At 71.3% G+C, this 17,559-nt stretch carries 14 protein-coding genes and 1 pseudogene; 11 read left to right on the top strand and 4 right to left on the bottom strand.

The window, feature by feature from the left end; genetic code table 11:
* From F8271_RS21815 to F8271_RS33310, 11 genes and pseudogenes are all read left to right on the top strand, one after another.
* A pseudogene (locus tag F8271_RS21815) lies at positions 1 to 264 on the top strand (hypothetical protein); the annotation flags it as partial.
* A gap of 110 nt (positions 265 to 374) precedes the next feature.
* Positions 375 to 1,457, top strand: a complete 1,083-nt coding sequence (locus F8271_RS21810; protein ID WP_151491685.1) for a M23 family metallopeptidase — start codon at positions 375 to 377, stop codon at positions 1,455 to 1,457.
* A 99-nt stretch (positions 1,458 to 1,556) separates the two neighbouring features.
* The gene (locus tag F8271_RS21805; protein ID WP_151491684.1) at positions 1,557 to 2,228 is read left to right on the top strand and encodes a hypothetical protein; all 672 of its coding nucleotides are present in this window, start codon (positions 1,557 to 1,559) and stop codon (positions 2,226 to 2,228) included.
* Positions 2,229 to 2,305: 77 nt separating this feature from the next.
* A complete protein-coding gene (locus F8271_RS21800) occupies positions 2,306 to 3,403 on the top strand; it encodes a DUF4314 domain-containing protein (RefSeq protein WP_151491683.1) in 1,098 nt (365 codons plus the stop codon).
* A gap of 107 nt (positions 3,404 to 3,510) precedes the next feature.
* Positions 3,511 to 3,993, top strand: a complete 483-nt coding sequence (locus F8271_RS21795) for a hypothetical protein (RefSeq protein WP_151491682.1) — start codon at positions 3,511 to 3,513, stop codon at positions 3,991 to 3,993.
* 351 nt (positions 3,994 to 4,344) lie between these two features.
* Positions 4,345 to 5,520 carry an AAA family ATPase gene (locus F8271_RS21790; protein WP_151491681.1) on the top strand — a complete coding sequence of 392 codons (1,176 nt, stop codon included), beginning with the start codon at positions 4,345 to 4,347 and terminating at the stop codon, positions 5,518 to 5,520.
* 37 nt (positions 5,521 to 5,557) lie between these two features.
* Entirely contained in the window at positions 5,558 to 7,195 is a 1,638-nt protein-coding gene (locus tag F8271_RS21785; RefSeq protein WP_151491680.1) for a VWA domain-containing protein, read from the top strand.
* Between the two features lie 292 nt (positions 7,196 to 7,487).
* On the top strand, positions 7,488 to 8,099 hold the full coding sequence (locus F8271_RS21780) for a hypothetical protein (RefSeq protein ID WP_151491679.1): 612 nt from the start codon (positions 7,488 to 7,490) through the stop codon (positions 8,097 to 8,099).
* Entirely contained in the window at positions 8,096 to 8,638 is a 543-nt protein-coding gene (locus F8271_RS21775; protein ID WP_151491678.1) for a hypothetical protein, read from the top strand. The genes F8271_RS21780 and F8271_RS21775 overlap by 4 nt, the downstream gene beginning before the upstream one ends.
* Before the next feature lie 72 nt (positions 8,639 to 8,710).
* Positions 8,711 to 8,863 (top strand): hypothetical protein, encoded by a 153-nt coding sequence (locus tag F8271_RS33315; RefSeq protein WP_225854678.1) that lies wholly within the window; start codon positions 8,711 to 8,713, stop codon positions 8,861 to 8,863.
* A 21-nt stretch (positions 8,864 to 8,884) separates the two neighbouring features.
* Complete coding sequence (locus F8271_RS33310) at positions 8,885 to 9,115, top strand: hypothetical protein (RefSeq protein WP_225854677.1); 231 nt, start codon at positions 8,885 to 8,887, stop codon at positions 9,113 to 9,115.
* Between the two features lie 359 nt (positions 9,116 to 9,474).
* On the opposite strand, the gene F8271_RS21765 is transcribed toward F8271_RS33310, so the two are convergent.
* From F8271_RS21765 to F8271_RS21750, 4 genes are all read right to left on the bottom strand, one after another.
* On the bottom strand, positions 9,475 to 10,812 hold the full coding sequence (locus F8271_RS21765; RefSeq protein ID WP_151491677.1) for a hypothetical protein: 1,338 nt from the start codon (positions 10,810 to 10,812) through the stop codon (positions 9,475 to 9,477).
* A gap of 655 nt (positions 10,813 to 11,467) precedes the next feature.
* Positions 11,468 to 12,244: a DUF2637 domain-containing protein gene (locus tag F8271_RS21760; RefSeq protein WP_370461943.1), complete on the bottom strand. Its 777-nt coding sequence runs from the start codon at positions 12,242 to 12,244 to the stop codon at positions 11,468 to 11,470.
* An 89-nt stretch (positions 12,245 to 12,333) separates the two neighbouring features.
* On the bottom strand, positions 12,334 to 15,354 hold the full coding sequence (locus F8271_RS33305) for a BTAD domain-containing putative transcriptional regulator (RefSeq protein ID WP_151491676.1): 3,021 nt from the start codon (positions 15,352 to 15,354) through the stop codon (positions 12,334 to 12,336).
* Between the two features lie 570 nt (positions 15,355 to 15,924).
* Positions 15,925 to 17,208, bottom strand: a complete 1,284-nt coding sequence (locus F8271_RS21750) for a BTAD domain-containing putative transcriptional regulator (protein ID WP_151491675.1) — start codon at positions 17,206 to 17,208, stop codon at positions 15,925 to 15,927.
* Between the last annotated feature and the right edge of the window lie 351 nt (positions 17,209 to 17,559).

Genomic DNA, 17,559 nt, shown 5'->3' with positions numbered 1-17,559 from the left:
CGCGCCGCCCGCCGCCGCGCCGTGCGCGCCAGCATCCGCCACGACACCCGCGTGGTCATGCTGCGCCGCACCAGCCCTCTCGCCGAACCCACCGACGGCGAACCCAAGTGGCACTACCGGGTGCGGTTCGTCGTCCGCGGCCACTGGCGACGCCTCATCGACCGCGACGGCCACCCGTACCGCATCTGGATCAACGCCCACATCAAAGGCCCCGACGGGGCGCCCCTGCTGCACGGCGAGAAAGTCGCCGTCCTCGCCCGCTGATCCCGCACCCGCCCGAAGGCCGCGCGACGCCTCTCCAGGCCCGCGCGGCCTTCGCCGTCCCCGCGCCACACCCGCCCGCTGCCCGCCCTGCCTTGAAGGAGTGACCCGTCATGACCATCCGCGTGCTGTCCTGGATCGCCATCGTGGTCGCCGGCGTCCTGCTGCTGTGCTCCGGGCTGGCCACCACCCTGCTCTTCAGCGGCGGCGCCGGTGCCTGCGGTATGCCCGCCAGCGTCACGGCCACCGCCTCGTCGGCGGCGCTCAGCCCCGCTCCGGACGGGATCGCTCCGATCGGTGACTGGAACGCCGAGCAGGTGGGCAACGCCGCCACCATCACCGCCGTCGGCATGCGCCTCGGCGTCCCGCCCCGCGGCTGGGTCATCGCCGTGGCCACCGCGATGCAGGAATCCTCCCTGATCAACACCCCGGGTGGGGACCGCGACTCGGTCGGCCTGTTCCAACAGCGACCCTCCCAGGGCTGGGGCACCCCCGAACAGTTGCGCGATCCCCAGTACGCGGCGACGAAGTTCTACCAGAGGCTGCAGGCCGTTGACGGCTGGCAGGCGATGCCGCTCACCGAGGCCGCCCAGGCCGTGCAGGTCAGCGCCTTCCCCGACGCCTACGCGAAATGGGAAGGACCGGCCACCCAGCTGGTCACCGCGATCGCCGACACCGCCGGCCTCCCCACCGACGGCCTGGCCGGGTGCGGGGCCACCGGCCCGTGGACGCAGCCGGTCCTCGCCCCTGTCGGGTCGGGGTTCCGTACCGGTGACCGGCCGGGCCACGACGGCGTCGACCTCAGCGCCCCGCGCGGCACCGTCATCCGCGCGGCGTCCGCCGGGACCGTCCGCACCGTCCGCTGCAACGCCGTCCACGCCGACACCGGCGCTGAATGGGGCTGCGACCGCGACGGCGACCCCGTTCTCACGCGCGGCTGCGGCTGGTACGTCGACATCGACCACGCCGGTGGGCTGCTCACCCGCTACTGCCACATGGACCAGCCGCCGCTGGTGACGGTTGGGCAGCCGGTCGCCGCTGGCCAGCCCATCGGCGTCGTCGGCTCCACCGGCCACAGCTCCGGCCCGCACCTGCACTACGAGGTGCACCAGAACGGCGATGCCAGCCCGAACGGCGCGATCGACCCGGTGCCCTTCATGGCGGCTCAGAACGCCCCGCTCGGCACAAGGCCCTAGAGGCGATGCCGGCGGATCCATGGCACCCAAGCTCGGCGGCCGTCCCGCCCGGGACGACCGCCGCAACCCCATCCACACATTTCTGAGGAGGAAAGGCACGTGAGCACACCCACGCTGATCGGCGTTGCCGCGTTCCGCGGCAGGTACACCGCCCGCTACATCCAGTTCGGCGAGAAACCGGAGATCCTGGTGCCGCTGCTGCGCCGGATCTGGACCGACACGTTCGGCCGCGACACCGACGCCATGGCCGCCGCGCTGCTGGCCCGCGACTGGTGGTCCCTTGCCATCAACCCCAAGCACCGGCGCTGGGACCGGCAGCCGCCCGTGCCCGGACTGGGCTACCCGGTCGTCACCGAGGACAACACGATCCGGCGAGGCTCGCTGCGGGAGAACCTCGACGGGTTCGTCGAGTGGCTGTATCTGCTGCACCTCGACCAGCGGCGGCTGGTGGTGTACGAGGCGACGGTCCACGGCCGCTGGCTGCGGCACAGCGCCCACCACCTCGACCCGGTCGAGGACCTGTTCGTCACCGAACCCGCCGACGACGACGGCGGCCCGGAGATAACGGTGTGCACCGTCTGCGGCGCGGTCGACGAGATCGACCACGTCGAGGTGCCGTCCATGGCCGGCTACGGCTACGACACCGCCACCAGCTGCACCCGCTGCGGCTCCTCGGTCGCCACCGATCCGATGTTCGGCGACCACGTCACCCGCAAGCCCTGGCCGCCGCAGCAGCCCGCCACCGGTGACGCGACGGGCAGCGCCAGGTGAACACCGACCACATGCCCGCGTCGGCCGCCGATGACGGCCGCCCTTCCACCGACCCCGACGACCGATCGGAGATCATCATGACCAGCTATAAGGCCGGCCAGCGTGTCGCCCTGGTCCACACCAGCGACCCGCACACCCTGCTGCGCCCCGGAGACACCGGCACCGTCCGCCGCCACGACCAGCGGCACAACGTCGTCGAGGTCACCTGGGACAGCGGCTCGACACTGTCGATGTGCCTCGACGCCGGCGACCGCATCGCACCGGTCACCACCACCCCGCCTCGCCCCGGCGGCCTGGTCGGCGAGGCCACCGGATGGGCCGCCGCACTGCAGCGGATGCGCGCCGCCGGCACCGAGGCCGGACGCACCGCCGCAGAATGGTGGGCGCAGGACACCATCGGCGCCCGCGCCGGCGGCGACACCCGTCGTGCCGCGCGCCGGATCCGGGCCGGCATTGACGACGGCGATCCCGCCGTCCTCGACGCCCTGCCCCACTTCTCCGCAGCGGGAGAGTCGGTCGACATCGCCGGGTGGGAGCTGTTCGCCGACGCCACCAGCGACACCACGGGCTGGTTCGGGCTGCGCCTCCAGCAGCGCGACGAGGCGATGGCCGTCTACCGCGACGCCTACGACACCGCCGCCACCGACCGCGTCGCTGACCTGTGTCACCTCGCGGCCAGCCCCACCGGCCGCGACGTGTCCCACTTGCACCCCGACCGGGTCCGTATCGGCGACGTCGGCGTGTTCGCAGGCGACTGGGCACGCACCACCGGCCCCGACGGCGACGACCGGATCGAGGTCGGGTTCGTCGGCACCCTGATCGACCACTGGAACGGGTGGGCGGTGTTCTCCTGCACCCGCCCGGTGGCCGAGGCGATCGTCGCCGACCAGCAGCGCCACCGCGACCAGCACCGCCAGAGCCTCCGGGACGAGGGCGTGCCGCTCGACGACCTGGACCGGCGGGTCGACGCGGAACTGGCCGACCTGTCCTTCGACGGCGACGTCATCGTCGCCGACCAGCGCGCCCTGTCCGACGACCCGGACGCCATCGACCGCATCACCCCCGACGGCGACGGCCGGTACGTGGTGATGGGCCGCAGCTGGTGCTGGGAGGCCGTCGACCCGTACGCCTGCGAACGGATCGTCGGCGACCTGCCCGACACCGACCAGGCATAGGCCGGCACCCCCAACCAGACCCCGCCGCGCCTGCCGAGGCTGAGCCGAATTCGGCGGCGGCATCCGACACACCCCACGACAGGTAAGACCAACAGGAAGGAAACCCAGTGACCATCCGTACCCAAGAGGAGATCGTCACCCGGATCTGGGCTCTGCGAGCCGACCGCGGGGACATCTTCGGCTTCCGCGAGGAGGTGCTCGTGGAGGCACTCGACCTCGACCACGTCCGCCAGGTCATCGCCCCCCGACACCCCGGCGAGTGGACCCAGCGGGTCGACCACGAGACCTACGCCCGGGACTACCTGCGATTCGCCGTCGGGAAGATCCTCGACCACCGCGGCAACTCGGCGAGCCGGTCGGTGGACAAGCTCAGCGAACTCGCCTGGCTCCTCGGCCGCGACGACATCGTGGCGGCGATGGACCACCCCGGCTACCCGATGTACGGGGCGCCCAAGGTCAAGGCGTTCGCCGACGGGTTCGGCTGGCCGTTCCTCGACGACCTCGACGGCGACGACAGGCTGGCCCTGGCCCGGATGGCCGAGGGACAGCAGTGCGACCCGCAGGGCTGCGAACGGGGCTGCGCCGACTGACCACGACCGCGCCGCCAGCATCGCTGTCGGCCCTCACGTTGCACGCGTAGTCAGCCGGCGCTCCCTCGATCCCGCACCCGCGCGCCCATTCGAATTGATCAATTGGGCTGGCGGGGGTTCCATCGTCGGCGCCGACACCGCCCGCGCGGCCTCGACACCGACCAGCACGCACCAGCGGCGACCCGACGTGTCGCCATCACCCTTCAGCACCACCAGGGGTGTGGTCGCCGACCTGCCCGGCCCGATGAGGGCCGGCGTGGTTGGCCCCGCCCGTCTCCGCTGTGCGGTACCCACCGCCCGCGCACCCGGAGACGGGTGCGCGGGCCCGACCCTTGAAATCGAGGCAACCCCATGACCACACCACACCCGCCGGCCCCGCCGGCCGGTTCACCGCAGAACGACCAGGCCTCGGCCAGCGGCGCCGGCACTCCCGCCACCGGGGCGGGCTCCGGCCGGGCCGGCTACCTCTACCGCAAGGTCGCCCTGCACCTGGCCGACCACGCCGACCAGGTTCTCAAGGTCGGTGAGATCACCCGGGCGATCGGGGCACCGTCGTCCGGGGCGGTGTTCGAGGCGCTGAAGAAGATGGCCGCCGCCGGGCACGCCACCCACCACCGCGACCCGCACCACCGCTTCCAAATCACCCAGGCCGGCATCGACGCCGCCGGCACCCTCCCACCCGCCGCACCCCGCACCCGCTCCAGCGGCAGTGCTGGTGGTGGCCGGCAGGCGCGGCCCGCGCCGGTGCCGCGACCGAACGGGACGCTGTACCACCCGCGCCGGCTCGGCAAGGGCTGGGACGTCGAGGAACTCCGGCGGCTGCGCACCCAGCAGGTGCCCGTGCTGCTGTACGGGCCGCCCGGCACCGGCAAGACCGCCATGGTCGAGGCCGCCTTCCCCGACCTGCTCACCGTCGCCGGCACCGGCGACACCGTCGTCGACGACTTCCTCGGCTCCTACAACCCGATCCCCGGCGGCGGCTACGAGTTCGTCCACGGACCCCTCGTCACCGCCATGCGCGAGGGGCGGGTGCTGCTGGTCGACGACGCCACCCTCATCCCACCCCGCGTCCTGGCAGTCCTGTACCCGGCCATGGACGGCCGCGCAGTGATCACCATCCCGGCGAACGGCAACGAGAGCGTGCAGGCCGTCGACGGGTTCTACATCGTCGCCGGCCACAACCCGGGCGTGCACGGCGCGGTCCTCACCGAGGCCCTGGCCTCCCGGTTCACCGTCCACCTGCACGTCACCACCGACTGGGACCTCGCCCGCCAACTCGGCGTCCCCAAACCGGTCGTGGCCGCAGCGATCGACCTCAACGCCGACCTCGCCGCCGGCAAGACCATGTGGGCGCCGCAGCTACGCGAACTGCTCGGCTTCGTCAAGGTCCGCGACCACCTGGGCATAACCGCCGCCCTGGCCAACCTGGCCGGCATCGCCCCCGAGGACGCCCGCGACGACGTCACCGCCGCCCTGTCCCGACACACCGGCACGCCCATCACCGCGCTCGCCCTCGGCAAGCGCTAACCGCCATTCACCTCAGATTTCTGGAAGGAGCCAAGCCGTGTCACACCCCAGCACCCACCTACAGCAGGGCGCACCGCCGACGCCGGCCGGCGCCAGCGACTGGCATGACTGGTCCGCGGCGTGGACCAAGCACGTCCCGCTGCTGGCCGGGCGTACCGACCTCACTGTCCTCGTCGCCCCCGGCGCCGCCGGGAACGCGCCCGAGTGCTTCTACCCCGACCTCAACCGGATCGAGGTCGACGCCACCTACATCGCCGAGCGCCCCGACGTCACCGACCCGGCCAAGGCACGGCACAAGCGCCTCGTGCCCACCGGCTACGGGCTGCTCGTGCACGGCGCCGCGCACGCCGCGCACAGCCGCTGGGCCACCCCGCCCGGCACCCCGCCAATCCTCGCCGCTGTCGCCGCCATGCTGGAGGAATCCCGGGCCGAAGGACGCCAACGCGCCCGCCGCCGGGGCGACCGCCGTTGGCTGCGCCACGTCGTGACAACCCTCCTGCACCCCGAGGACGCGGCCGTCGACGACGCGTGGCACGCCGGGCAACTCGCCGCGCTGCTCCTGGCCCGCGTCGACGCCCGCATCGTCACCAGCAAAGACGTCCGCCCCGTCCGGGCCGCCGTCACCGGCGTCCTCGGACGCAAACGCCTGCGGCAACTGCGGGATATCTGGCGCGAGGCCCACACCTGCGACGACACCGACGCCGACACCATGATCTGCCTGGCTCGCCGGTGGTGTCAGGTCCTCGGCATCGACCCCGACCAGCATCACTACACCCCCGTACCGGACGCCGGGCAATTCGCCGGCCGCCTCGCCGCGGCCCTCGTCGACTACCTCGCCGTCGCCACCGACGTCACCCCGGCCGAGTACGCCACGGCGCAGCTGGCCCACCGGCACAACCCACCGTCGGAGTGGGACCGCCGGGACCCGACCGAGCAGGAACACCACGCGGCCCGCGACCTCGCCAACCGGCTGCGGCAAGCCCGCACCCAACACCCCGAACCCGGCCGGCGGCCCTCCGCGATCCCACCCGGCCGGCTGCGCACCCGCCACGCCATCACCGCCGAAGCACAAATCGCCGCCGGGCAACTCCCGACCGCCGCCCCGTGGCAACAACGCGCCCAGCTGCCACCGGAGAAACCCCGTCTGCACCTGGCCGTCCTGGTCGACCTGTCCGGCTCGATGGACCGCTACACCGACGCGATGTCCTCCGCCGCGTGGATCTTCGCCAACGCGGCACGCCGCGCCGACGCGACGACCACCACCATCGGATTCGGCGACCGAACCACCGTCCTGGTACCCCCACGCACCCGCCCCACGCAGGTGCTGACCATGCGCACCGGACTCGCCACCGCCACCTTCCCGGAAGCGGTCAAGGTCGCCGACCAACTCCTCGACCTACGCCACGGCCGCACCCTGCGGATGCTCGCCGTCGTCTCCGACGGCTACCTCGACGACATCCCCGCCGGGCAACAACTCGTCACCACCCTGCACCAGGCCGGCTGTGCCGTGCTGTGGCTGCACCCCGCCGACCCGCTCGCCGACAGCGAACTGACCGGCCCCGACCAGATGTGGAGGCACACCTTCACGCACACCACCACCCTCACTGTCGCCGATCCCGTCGAGGCCGTCGCGGCGATCGCCGACGCCGCCGTCACCGCGCTCACCCAGGCCTAAGCCCAGCCGAGCCGTCCGGCGACCGACCAGTCCCACCCCCGCGCCGCGGCGCTGCAACGGCCGTGGCCGGGCAGCGCCGCGCGCGGCCACCCCAACGACGTACCCAAGCCCCGCAGAGGCGGGCTGCCGCCGGCAACCCCAAGTCTCGCGGGGCCGGCAGCGGACGGCCCCGCCGCCGGTCGGCGACTTGACCATCCCACGCCATCGAAGCGTCCATGCATCGCGTCCCCCATGACCCGGTGGGCCAGGTCCGGACGCGAGACGACGCCGCCCATCACAAGGAGCCCATCCCATGCGTTTCGGCACCGACAACGACCACCCCTTCGACGCCGACAACCGCGCCTGGCGACGTCTCGCCGACGTCACCAGCGAACACTTCAACGTGATCACCTGGACCCGCGACCCGGACGGACGGCCGGTCCTGCTCACCCTGAGCGACCTGGGAACCGGGGACATGATCACCCTCGCAGTCCTGGACTCCCTGGAGATCCGCGACCCGTACGCGCTGCTCGCCGTTCACACCGGCGGCGAACTCGCCGCCCACGGCCCCACCAGCGGCGCCGAAACAGCCCGCTCCCTCGCCCCCACGCTCGCGCTCGACAGCACCACACTCGCCGTGACCAAACCCGTGCCGCTGCACGACCCCGCAACAACAGCCCTACCCGCCACCGGCTGGGTCGACCTGCCCACCACCCTCGCCGCGGCCCTACGGCCCGCCCTCGACGACGCCCGCACCGCCATCCTCGTGCTCCTCGACCGCACCCAAGGCTGGCTCGCCGCCGTCGGCCCGTTCCCCACCCACGCCACCGCCGACACGTGGCAACCCGACGACGGACCGGGCCGCGCAGCCGACCGGCTCATCGTGCCGCTGCACCCGGTCACCCTCCAGGAGGCCCAGCCGTGACCAGCACCCGACCCCTGGCACACCCAGAGCTTTCGCCGATTGTGGCCCTCGACGTCGACGGCGTCCTCAACCCCGCCAACCCGGCCCACGCCGCAGCGCTCGGCTACCAGCCACACCGCTACGACGGGCCCGGACCCGACGGGCAGCACGTCACCGGCACCGTCTGGCTCCACCCCGACCACGGCCCATGGCTGCGGGAACTGGCCGAACACGCCCAACCGGTGTGGTGCACCAGCTGGAACCACCTCGCCGCCCAATGGATCGCCCCACGACTCGACCTGCCGACCACCTGGCCGCACGTCCCCGTCCACGCGGGCGGTGTCCGCTTCGGCCACCAGAGCAAACTCTCTGTCCTCTACCCCTGGGCCATGCGGCGGGCACTCGCCGTCCTCGACGACGAGTTCGGCGGCAAGGACCCCACCACCGCCGACCAGCGCATCCGCGACGGCGTACCCACCCTGCTCCACCCCGTCGACCCGTACGACGGGCTGCGCCGTGCCGACATCGACACGGTGCTGACCTGGCTGCGCCGGCTCTGACCAGGCCACACCGGCGCCGCCCGAGCGCCGAGGCCTTCCGCTCACTCGGATTCGTGGGGCCCGCATCGACGGATGCGGGCCCCACGCCGTTACGCCAAGGAGTTGATGATGGACAGCATGTTCGATCCCGCCGACGATCCGGGTACCGACCGGTCACCCCGACTCAGCGTCGGCGACCCGGAACTGCGCAAGACTCGCCTGCTCGCTCGCGAGTGCTCCACCTGAATCTTCAAGCCCGGCAACCCCATGCACCTCGACCCCGGCCGACTCAAGCAGATGGTCGCCGAGGCGCGGGGTGCGGCGGGATACATCATCTGCCACTCCACACTGCCCTACGCCGATAGTCCGGTCCCGCCCGCGGTCTGCCGCGGATTCGCCGACCGCTACCGCACCCGGCAACTCCAGGTCATGGACCGACTCTGGGGCTTCGTCGACGTCGAGCCACCCGACCCGGACTCCACCCGTACGCCCGAATGACCAGGAGACAGCACGTGCCAAACACCGACGACTTCCTCCAACGCCAAGAACAGATCGTCCCACAACTCCAGCCCCGCCCGACCCTCAACCCGGACAGAACATCTCAAGCCGGAACAACGCCAGGGCCGTGCCAGCTACCCCGGGTGAACCCGGTGGAGTAATGCACCTTCGGGCGATTCGTTCTTCTCGGGTTGTTGTGTGGTAACTCAATCCCATTAAAGAGTGAGCCGTCTTCTATTTCCGGGCACCTACTGTAGATCTCGGGAACCTCGCTGAATAACCCTCCATGCTGAGATCACGTCAATAGCCCTAACCCTTGACGGGGTCTGTATCTCCTCTACAAACATTTGCGGCGAACATTACGGAGAGAACCGCTTCGCCGATGCCGCAATACCTGACATTCCTGGTGAGTTACTGGCCTGGCACACGGCCGCAGGAGGTGACAAGATTGCCTGCGCCGGGCCGTTTGGTCCCGACGTGCGAAGGCTAGCCGCAGCGGCAACCGTGGCTAGCTCGACTGCCTGATGAGACCTGGCGGTGCTATCCAACCACGCCACACTCCCGGCCTTGACGACGGTGGCCGCAGCGGCTGCCAAGGCAGCCACTGCGGAGAAGCGGGAAGACTGATTGAGGCCGTCACGGTGTACGACGAGTGTACTCGCATCAGAAAGTGCCGGATCGGCCGACGACCATGTTCGAGCAGTTGTACCAGTGAAGGCGCCGTACATGGCCGCCTTCGCGAAGGCGAGCGCGAACCGCTCGTATGGACTGCCCGGCCGGGTCCACTCCTGCAGGATCTCCTCGACAGCGTAATGCCCCAATTGGAGAGCCGTAGCGCCGATGATCGCGTGCGGGTTCTGATTCCAGCGGCCGAGTCCATCAGCGAGCGTTGCCACCCCGTCGAACAGCTTTGTGCGGTCGGCGGGATCCATGATGGCATCACGAAGTGCCCCCAGCCCACGCTGCAGTGCACCGGCGCCAGATCCATGAGAGGCACTGAATCGATCCAGCACGCTCCAGCCGAACGAACCGAAATTGGCTGCTGACGCCGCCCAGGCGTAATAGCCCGCGTTTCTTGCCTCGTCCCGGACGAGTCGAAGAAGCTTGGTGTCGCTCTGGTCGCTGATCGATGCGAGGGTCTGCGCGGGTGACCCGATCTGGAAGAAGAACCGGGCTGAGTCGAGGACGCCGCGGGCCAGCGCGCCCGGAGCGATGGCCCCGCCAGCGTTCCAGTTATTCCATTGTGCCGCCGCCGGCTTGAACAACTTCATCGCGCCGTCGATCCCGGCGATCAGGCCGGCCCCCGCCAGAATTGACGCCCGCGAGGTTGGCGTAGTTCCTCGACCCACGGCGTCCGCAGTAAGTCCAGCTGAATAGAAGGCATGGATCACTGCCTCTTCATCCAGGAGTGCACGGGTCAGCAACGCCCATCGCGTCGTCCGACGGTGATCATTCTCAGTATCCTGGTACGCCTCACGCAGGGTGGCGTCTCGGTCACCGGCCTCCAGTTGCGATGGGCTGATCGGTGGCCGATCGGCGGTCACCGCCAGCCCAGTGGTGACTGTTTCGGCCGTCCCGGCGCCAATCGCTGCGGCCGGCGACGGGCCGAACACGTCGCCCGTGCGTAGCAATGATGGATCACCGGCAACCCGTGCCGACCCACCGCTCCATGTGGGAGAAGTGTCCTCGTACAGCAATCCCTCCACCTCCACTGTTCAACCCGTTCGCCGACCCCGGAGCGCTAAGCCCATCCACGACAGCCGGCCAATACCTATTAAACCTATCGGATCGATAGGTTTTTGTCAGCGCCGGTTGCCGATCAGGTGGGCGTTCATTACCGCGGGCCGGCCCGCAGACCGCGGCATCACCGACGGACCCGGTGGCTGATCGACATGCTCGGCCTCACCCGCCTGCGCCTGCGCCTGCAAGACGCAACCCACCGCGACAGGCCCGATTTCGGTGTGACCTCGTAGGACGTGGCAGTGGGTGGTGCAACGTGGGCGCAGCTGCCTGTTGATCATCTATTTGTGAGGATGATAAGATCGAAGGCGGCTGCTGCTGCCGGGGTAGCGGCTGGCCGGACGGTGCGGGCACGGGGCGAGTTGTCGGAGCGGGCGCGGTCGTGCTTCGTGCAGACGCGGACGTGGCAGCACGCGGGCCGCCAGACCGACCGCGAGGATTGAACCGCGGAAGACTCCTGGAGATCTGGCACCATCCTGTATTTCGAGCAGCACCCTGTCGGGTGCTTGCGCCGGCGGGTCCACAGGTTGCCTGGCACACCCCGCGGCACAACAGGCGGTCACGAAGCGCGAACCTACTCGGCGGCACGGCTGGTGTCGTGTCGGTTCGTGCTTACGGCGCGGGTGGCCAGTACCGGCGGACGGTGCGCTCGGATCGGCCGATTCGTGTGGCGATGTCGGCAGGGTGCAGGGCCGGGTCCTGGCGGTACCAGTAGGCCACGGCTCCAGCGGTGTCGGACGGCATCTCTGCGCTGCTTTCGCGGCCATCCGGTTGGGGCTCATGTCTCTGACCCCCGAAGGGGTCCGGTTCAATTTGTTGGGTAGCGCCCGGAGTGTCCTTGTCCCGCTCGTCGGAGTTCTCGACCGGCTCGACTGAGGAGCCGGTGGTACGGGACCTGTTGCTCTCTGGTCGGTCTATGTCGTAGTGACAGGGATCCGTGCCCCGGTCGCGTGCGGCGTTCCGCGGGGGCGCAGGTGCGACTTCCTCGGCGTCGCGCGCACCGGTCGGCGCGTGCGCCGGGCTGACGGAGCAGGTGCGGATCTGGCCAGCGATCTCGACCAGGCTGATGCTGGCCACGACGACCAGTCCGTCGACGGAGATGGGCAGCAGGTAGGAGGCGGCGGCGTCGGTTTCGCCGTAGCGGGCGGCGACGCCGACCATGTGCCAGTAGCTCACCCAGGCGGCGATGACGGCGATAACGGCGGCGGCGATCAGCCGGGCGGCGGCCAGGCCGCGGCGATCTGCGGGTACGCGGGAGATGAGTTCGACGGTCAGCAGTAGTGCCAGGGGTGGCCATGCGGCGATGACCTGGCTGATGAGGTTCGGCCGGGCGTGCAGGACGTTCGCCGCGATCGACGCGGCGACGCCGAGTGCGAGCACCGCCCGCACGGCCCACCGCAGGCGGGTCAGGTGCCGGAGGTCGGCCTCTGTTATCTCCGCGGTACGGGCGGAGGTGTGCCGGGGTAGGGGTGTGGCGGTCATGCGGCGGCTCCGTCGTCGGGCCGGGTTGCTGGCCGCAGGTCGGGTCGGTGGGCGGGACGCTGCACCTGGGCGACCAACTGGTCGGCCAGGGTGATGGTGTCGTCGCTGGGTTCGGCGTCGATCTCGCCGAGGGCGCGGGTCAGAGCGCGGCGCAGGCTGCGGATGGCGTCGAGGTGCCCGAGCGCGGCGCGGGCCCGCATCGCCTGCTGGTACAGCTCTTCGGCGTACGGGTTGTGGCCGATCGCGGCGTCCAGGACGGTGAGTTGCTCGGCGGGATTGTCGGCGAGGGCGTCGACAAGGGCGAGGTAGGCGTCGAGTGCCTGTTGCCGGACGGCTTCGCGGTAGGGCTCGATCCATTCGTAGTCGGCGCCGTCGGCCAGGTGCCCTTGGTAGGTGTCGACCGCGCGACGCAGCGCGGCGAGGCGTTCGGCCGGGTCGGTGGCCTGGTTGGCGTCGCGGATCGCGGCGCGCATGCGCCACAGGTCCACGTCGACGGCGTCGCGGTTGAGGACGTACCGCTGGTGGGGGTGGGTGAGGTAGGTGCCACGTCCTGCCGTGCGGCGCATGATGGTGCGCAGGTCTGACACGTAGGTGTAGAGCCGGCCGGGCGCCTTGTTGGCGGGGGCGTCGGGGAGCAGGTCGTCGAGGATCGCCTCGGCGGAGGCGGCCCCGTCGTGGACCGCCAGGTAGACGAGCAGTTCGAGGGATTTCTTGCGTAGTGTCGGCCCGGGCGGCACGTCGACGATGGCGGCGGCGCCGAGCACGGCGACCTGGACCCGACCGTGGCTGGTCTCCTCGCTGCTATCGGCCGCGCCGCCTGTATCCGGTTCGTCCACAGCGGGCGTGGTCGCACTGTCGCTGGGAATGCCCCTACCGAGGGCATGGGCGTCGGTGGGCGAGTCTGCCTGGGCGGCCGGGATGTTCTCCCTGTCGGCGCTGTCCGGTGTGGTTTCCGGGGCGGCGGTCACAGGTGTCGGGTTGGATGCCGGCAGGTGTTCGCCCTCGCGGAAGGCGGCGTCGGGTGACGCGGACTCGGTGCCGGGAGGGGGTTGCGTGTCGGGTGCGGCTGTGGTGGCTCGGGCGGGTTCGGTTGGGGCGGGTGCCTGCGGCTGGCCGGTGTGGGACTCGGCGAGGGTGACGAGCAGGTCGCTGGTCTCGGAGGGGGTGAGGACGGCCAGCCGGCCGATGTCGGCCGGGTGACCGCCGTGGCGGGAGCCTTCCCCCCGGGCGCGGCTGGTGGTGCCGTCCGCGGCGACGACGACGGTGTCGCCGTCGGGCCATGCGCCCAGCAGCAGGCCGTGGATGTCCAGGCGCTGGCCTTGGGCGAGGAGCGCGGCGATGCGGGTGCGCTGGTGGGAGGTGTCAGCGTCGGCCAGTAGCAGGACCGGCGGCATCGGCTCCTCGGTCGGGTCCGCCGCGCGGGCCTCGGCGACGGTGTCAACCTCGTGGGCGTCGACGATGCGGCTGCGGTGCAGGGTCTGCGCATCGAGCAGGTCGAGTGCCTCGTCCAGGCCAGCGGTGACGGTCAGCCGCGGCGTGCGGGGCAGCGCGACGGCACCGGCGCCCAGTAGCGCCGCCGTGGTCGCTGACGGCATGACCAGCCATGTGCGGTCGTCCGGTGCGTCGAGGCCCCCGGCGGCTAGGGCAGCGGCCATGAACCCGCGGGCGGCGGCCTCCGCGCCGGGACCGGTGAGTCCCAAGCCGGCGGGCGGCCAGACCACGGCGAGCGGGTGCGCCACCGACGGCACCAGCGGGCGGGGCCCGCATTCCGCGACGGATGGGGGTGTGCCGGACTCGTCCTCGTCGTCGGGTTCGACCGGGTCAGGGTTGTCGTGGTTATGCCGTTCGGAGTGCTCCACGCCGTCATCGGTCAGGTCGGTGGTCGCGGGCTGCTCGCCGTGGCGCCGAGCGGTGATGGTTCGGCGGCGGATCTGGTGGATCACGGCCGGCATGGGCGCCAAATCGGGGTCGTCGAGGCACGGGTCGGCCGAGACAGGACGGCGCGTGTAGCGGTGGCGGCGGTGTGCCCAGATGAGGGCGACGGCGGCGAGGATGGCGGTGACGAGCCCCGCGTCGAGCCAACTGCCGGTGTCGAGTGTGACCCCGCGGTCAGGTCGCGGCGTCGGCCTGTCCGGCTCGTCGCTCGCCTCGTGGTGGGTGGGCGTGGTCGAGGCGCGTGAGGTGGATGCCTGGTCGCCAGGCGTGGTGGTGCCTGTGGTCTCGCGTGCGCCTGGCGCGATGCCGTCGTCTCGGTGGTGTGGCGCCGGTGTCGGCGGCTGGACAGGCGGCGGTGGGGCGGGCGTCGACGGTGGCGCGGTGCCCCTGCCTGGCGGATCGGTGGGTGACGTCGGCGATGCGGGCGTGCTGGTGGCGTCGGCGGGTAGTCGCAGGGCCCAGCCGGGGTGGATGAGGTCCGGGTCGCGCAGGGTGCCGCCGACCTGCGGGAAGTGGGTGCCGCGGTTAAGGGTGAAAATCTCCGGCCAGCGGTTGGCGTCGCCGAGGCACCGGTGGGCGATGGCGGACAGGGTATCCCCGCGTCGCACGGTATAGACGCCGTCCGGCGTCCCGGCGTCTGGGGCGTTCGGACGCGGGACGGGTGTGCCGCTCGGCCGCGCCGAATGGTCGTCGTTGATGTCGCCGACGGTGGTGCTGGGCGGGGCGGCGTGCGCGGCGCTCGCTGCGGTGGTGACGGCGGTGGCACCCAGCAGCGCGGCGGTGATGCCCTGCACGGGACCAGGGACGTGCAGCGCCGGCACGCCGCTGAGACAACGGGCCACCGCGCTGTAGGCGCGCAGGAGGATGGTGGTGAATAGCAGCAGCCACAGGGCCGCCGCTGCGGCAACGGTAAGGGCCAGGAGGAAGTCACTGGTCATGGGTTGGGCGACCCACTGCCGGAAGACGGCCGGTGACGGCAGCGTCGGCGTCCATACGCCGGTGCCAGCAAGGACGACGGGCACGGTCGCCGTACTCAGGATGGATGTGGTGATCGCGGCGGTGCGCGTCGATCGGGTTGACACCGGCCCCTCCTGCCTACGGCGGATGCTCCGTCCTGCGGTGTTCACCCGACGGCAGCGTGGCCCGGCGGCGGGTGAGGCGATTGACGGCGACGCTATGGCCGCCGGGGTGCCGGTGGGAGTCGCTGGTGGCTAACAGCACCTCACAACACCTCACACGACCTCACACGCGCAGGTCAGCGCTGTGGGCCGTAGCGGACGGTCAGCCCACGGGCTAGTCGAGGGCTACTTCCCTGGAGGGGCTTTGCGAGCCGGGGGCTGGACAGTGCCGGGATGGGTGACTGGGCGATCAGCTACCGCCGGGCGGGAGCCGCTCGGGGTCGCAGGTGACGCGGAAGACGATGACCTGATGGTCCAAGTTCTGTGCGCGCCCCCGTGGCTCGTGCGTGCGTCAGGGCGGCAGGTCGTACCGGGCGTGACCGTGCCGGATTGACTGCGCACCGCCGGGGTGGCGGCGATACTCCGGGCGACATTCATGGCCCGACAGCTGGCGACGGAGGCCGTGATCGGGCTGCGTTACCCGAATGGCGACCGAGGACTCCCCTGCTGGGGCCATCATGAAGATGGTGGGCGTTACCGGGTGCGGATGGCGGGCTGGCCTGTCGGGGTGGCTGTCGTGAGAGCCGTGTTGGTGGGGAGGATGCCCGCTGCGGCGAGGCGACGGGTGTAGTCCTCCCGCAGCTGGTCGGCCGCGTCGTGGTCGCCGAGGGTGATGAGTGCGCTGACGGCTTGGGAGTGTAGGTCGGCGTTGTACGGGTCGATGCGGATGCCGGCCTGCAGCCATGCCAGGGCCTGACGGGCGTCAGGGCTGGCGCTGGCGAGAGTCGCGTGTGCGTCGATGACGTGCCGGCGGGTGGCCTCGCGGATCGGGTCGAGCCAGGGCCAGGTCCGTCGGGCGGCGAGGTCACCGGGGTAGGCGTCGATGACGGCCTTCCAGATCGCCGCGTCGGTGGCGACGGCGGTGGTGGCGTTACGGACCGCATCGTGAAAGTGCCACAGGTCGACGGTGACGCCGGTGGGGTCGAGGCGGTACCGGTCGTCGCTGTGCTCGATGAGGGCCACCCCGGCCGTGGACCGGATGGTAACGCGCAGGTCGCTGAGGGTGGTGTAGAGGCGGCCGGTGAGAGAGCGGCGGGGCAGGCCCGGCCAGATGGCGTCGGTCAGCTGTCGGGTGTCGGCGCCGTCGGGGTGGGCGGCGAGGAACACGAGGACTTGGAGCGCGGCGCTACGCCGGATCTCCACAGGGTGGCCGTCCAGCAGCAGCGTCGGTTCGCCCAGCACGCGCAGCTGAAGGCGTCGGGCGTCGGTGCCTGAGCGGACGGGGTAGTCCTGGGCAGTGACCTCCCACTGCGGGGACCGGCCTGCCAGGGCAGGGTTGCGCGACGGGCCGGAGGCGCCAGGCTCTGGCGGTGCCGGGTCGGGGTGGGCGATGACGGTGAGCAGGTCGGTGGCCGTGACCTGGGTAAGAACGCACATCCGTGGCCCGGCAGACCCGCTGCCGTCCAGGTGGTGGGCGCGCCCGGACGGGTCGACCTGCCATGTCTGGCCGGCCGGCCACCGTCCGAGCACGGCCACCGCGGCCGAGGTGATGGCCAGACTCGCCAGGGTCTCGGCGTTGTCCGTCGCGGACGCCTCGTCGACGATGAGGGTTGGTCTGGGTGGGCGGGTGCCTTCCTGTGTATTCCGTTGTGCCGGGTCTCGTTCGCCCAGGCCACGACCGGGGTGGTTTCCGGAGAAGAACCGGGCTGCCTGTCCGAGATTGTCGATGAGGGCCAGCCCCGGCAGGCGCGGGCCCAGCGTTTCGGCGGTGGGGCCGAGCAACCCGGCCAGGACAGGTCGGGTGACGACCACGGACACGGCCGGGTGATGACGCCCAGCTAGGAGGCTGGTGACGAGCAGGCCTCGCGCCGCGTCCTGTGCCCCCAGCCCGGTGAGACCGAACCCAGCTCGGGGGATAGCCCCGCCAACGGTTGGCCGGTCGCGCGGCGACGAGCCCGTCGAGGCGGCGCCAGGTTCGCTGGGCGGTGGCGTCGAATCGGCGAGGGCGGCTTGCACTGCCGCCACTGTCGGGGGCAGCGGCGCTAGGAGCGTGGGTCAGTAACGCTTCGTTCGGGGTGGTCGGTCGTTGACCAGTCGTGGGTAGTGCGAAGACGTTTCGGCGGTTCGATCCGGATCAGATCTTGTTGTTGCCGCCGTCGTTGGACGAGT

The sequence above is a fragment of the Micromonospora sp. ALFpr18c genome (genome assembly GCF_008868155.1).
In the GTDB taxonomy this organism is placed as follows: domain Bacteria; phylum Actinomycetota; class Actinomycetes; order Mycobacteriales; family Micromonosporaceae; genus Micromonospora.
Note: the sequence above shows the minus strand (reverse complement) of the source record. Positions and strands in the feature narration are given on the sequence as shown.

Coding starts and splice junctions, on each gene's coding strand:
- F8271_RS21810 (WP_151491685.1), top strand. CDS start 375: ATGACCATCCGCGTGCTGTCCTGGATCGCCATCGTGGTCGCCGGCGTC.
- F8271_RS21800 (WP_151491683.1), top strand. CDS start 2,306: ATGACCAGCTATAAGGCCGGCCAGCGTGTCGCCCTGGTCCACACCAGC.
- F8271_RS21790 (WP_151491681.1), top strand. CDS start 4,345: ATGACCACACCACACCCGCCGGCCCCGCCGGCCGGTTCACCGCAGAAC.
- F8271_RS21780 (WP_151491679.1), top strand. CDS start 7,488: ATGCGTTTCGGCACCGACAACGACCACCCCTTCGACGCCGACAACCGC.
- F8271_RS33315 (WP_225854678.1), top strand. CDS start 8,711: ATGCGGGCCCCACGCCGTTACGCCAAGGAGTTGATGATGGACAGCATG.
- F8271_RS33310 (WP_225854677.1), top strand. CDS start 8,885: ATGCACCTCGACCCCGGCCGACTCAAGCAGATGGTCGCCGAGGCGCGG.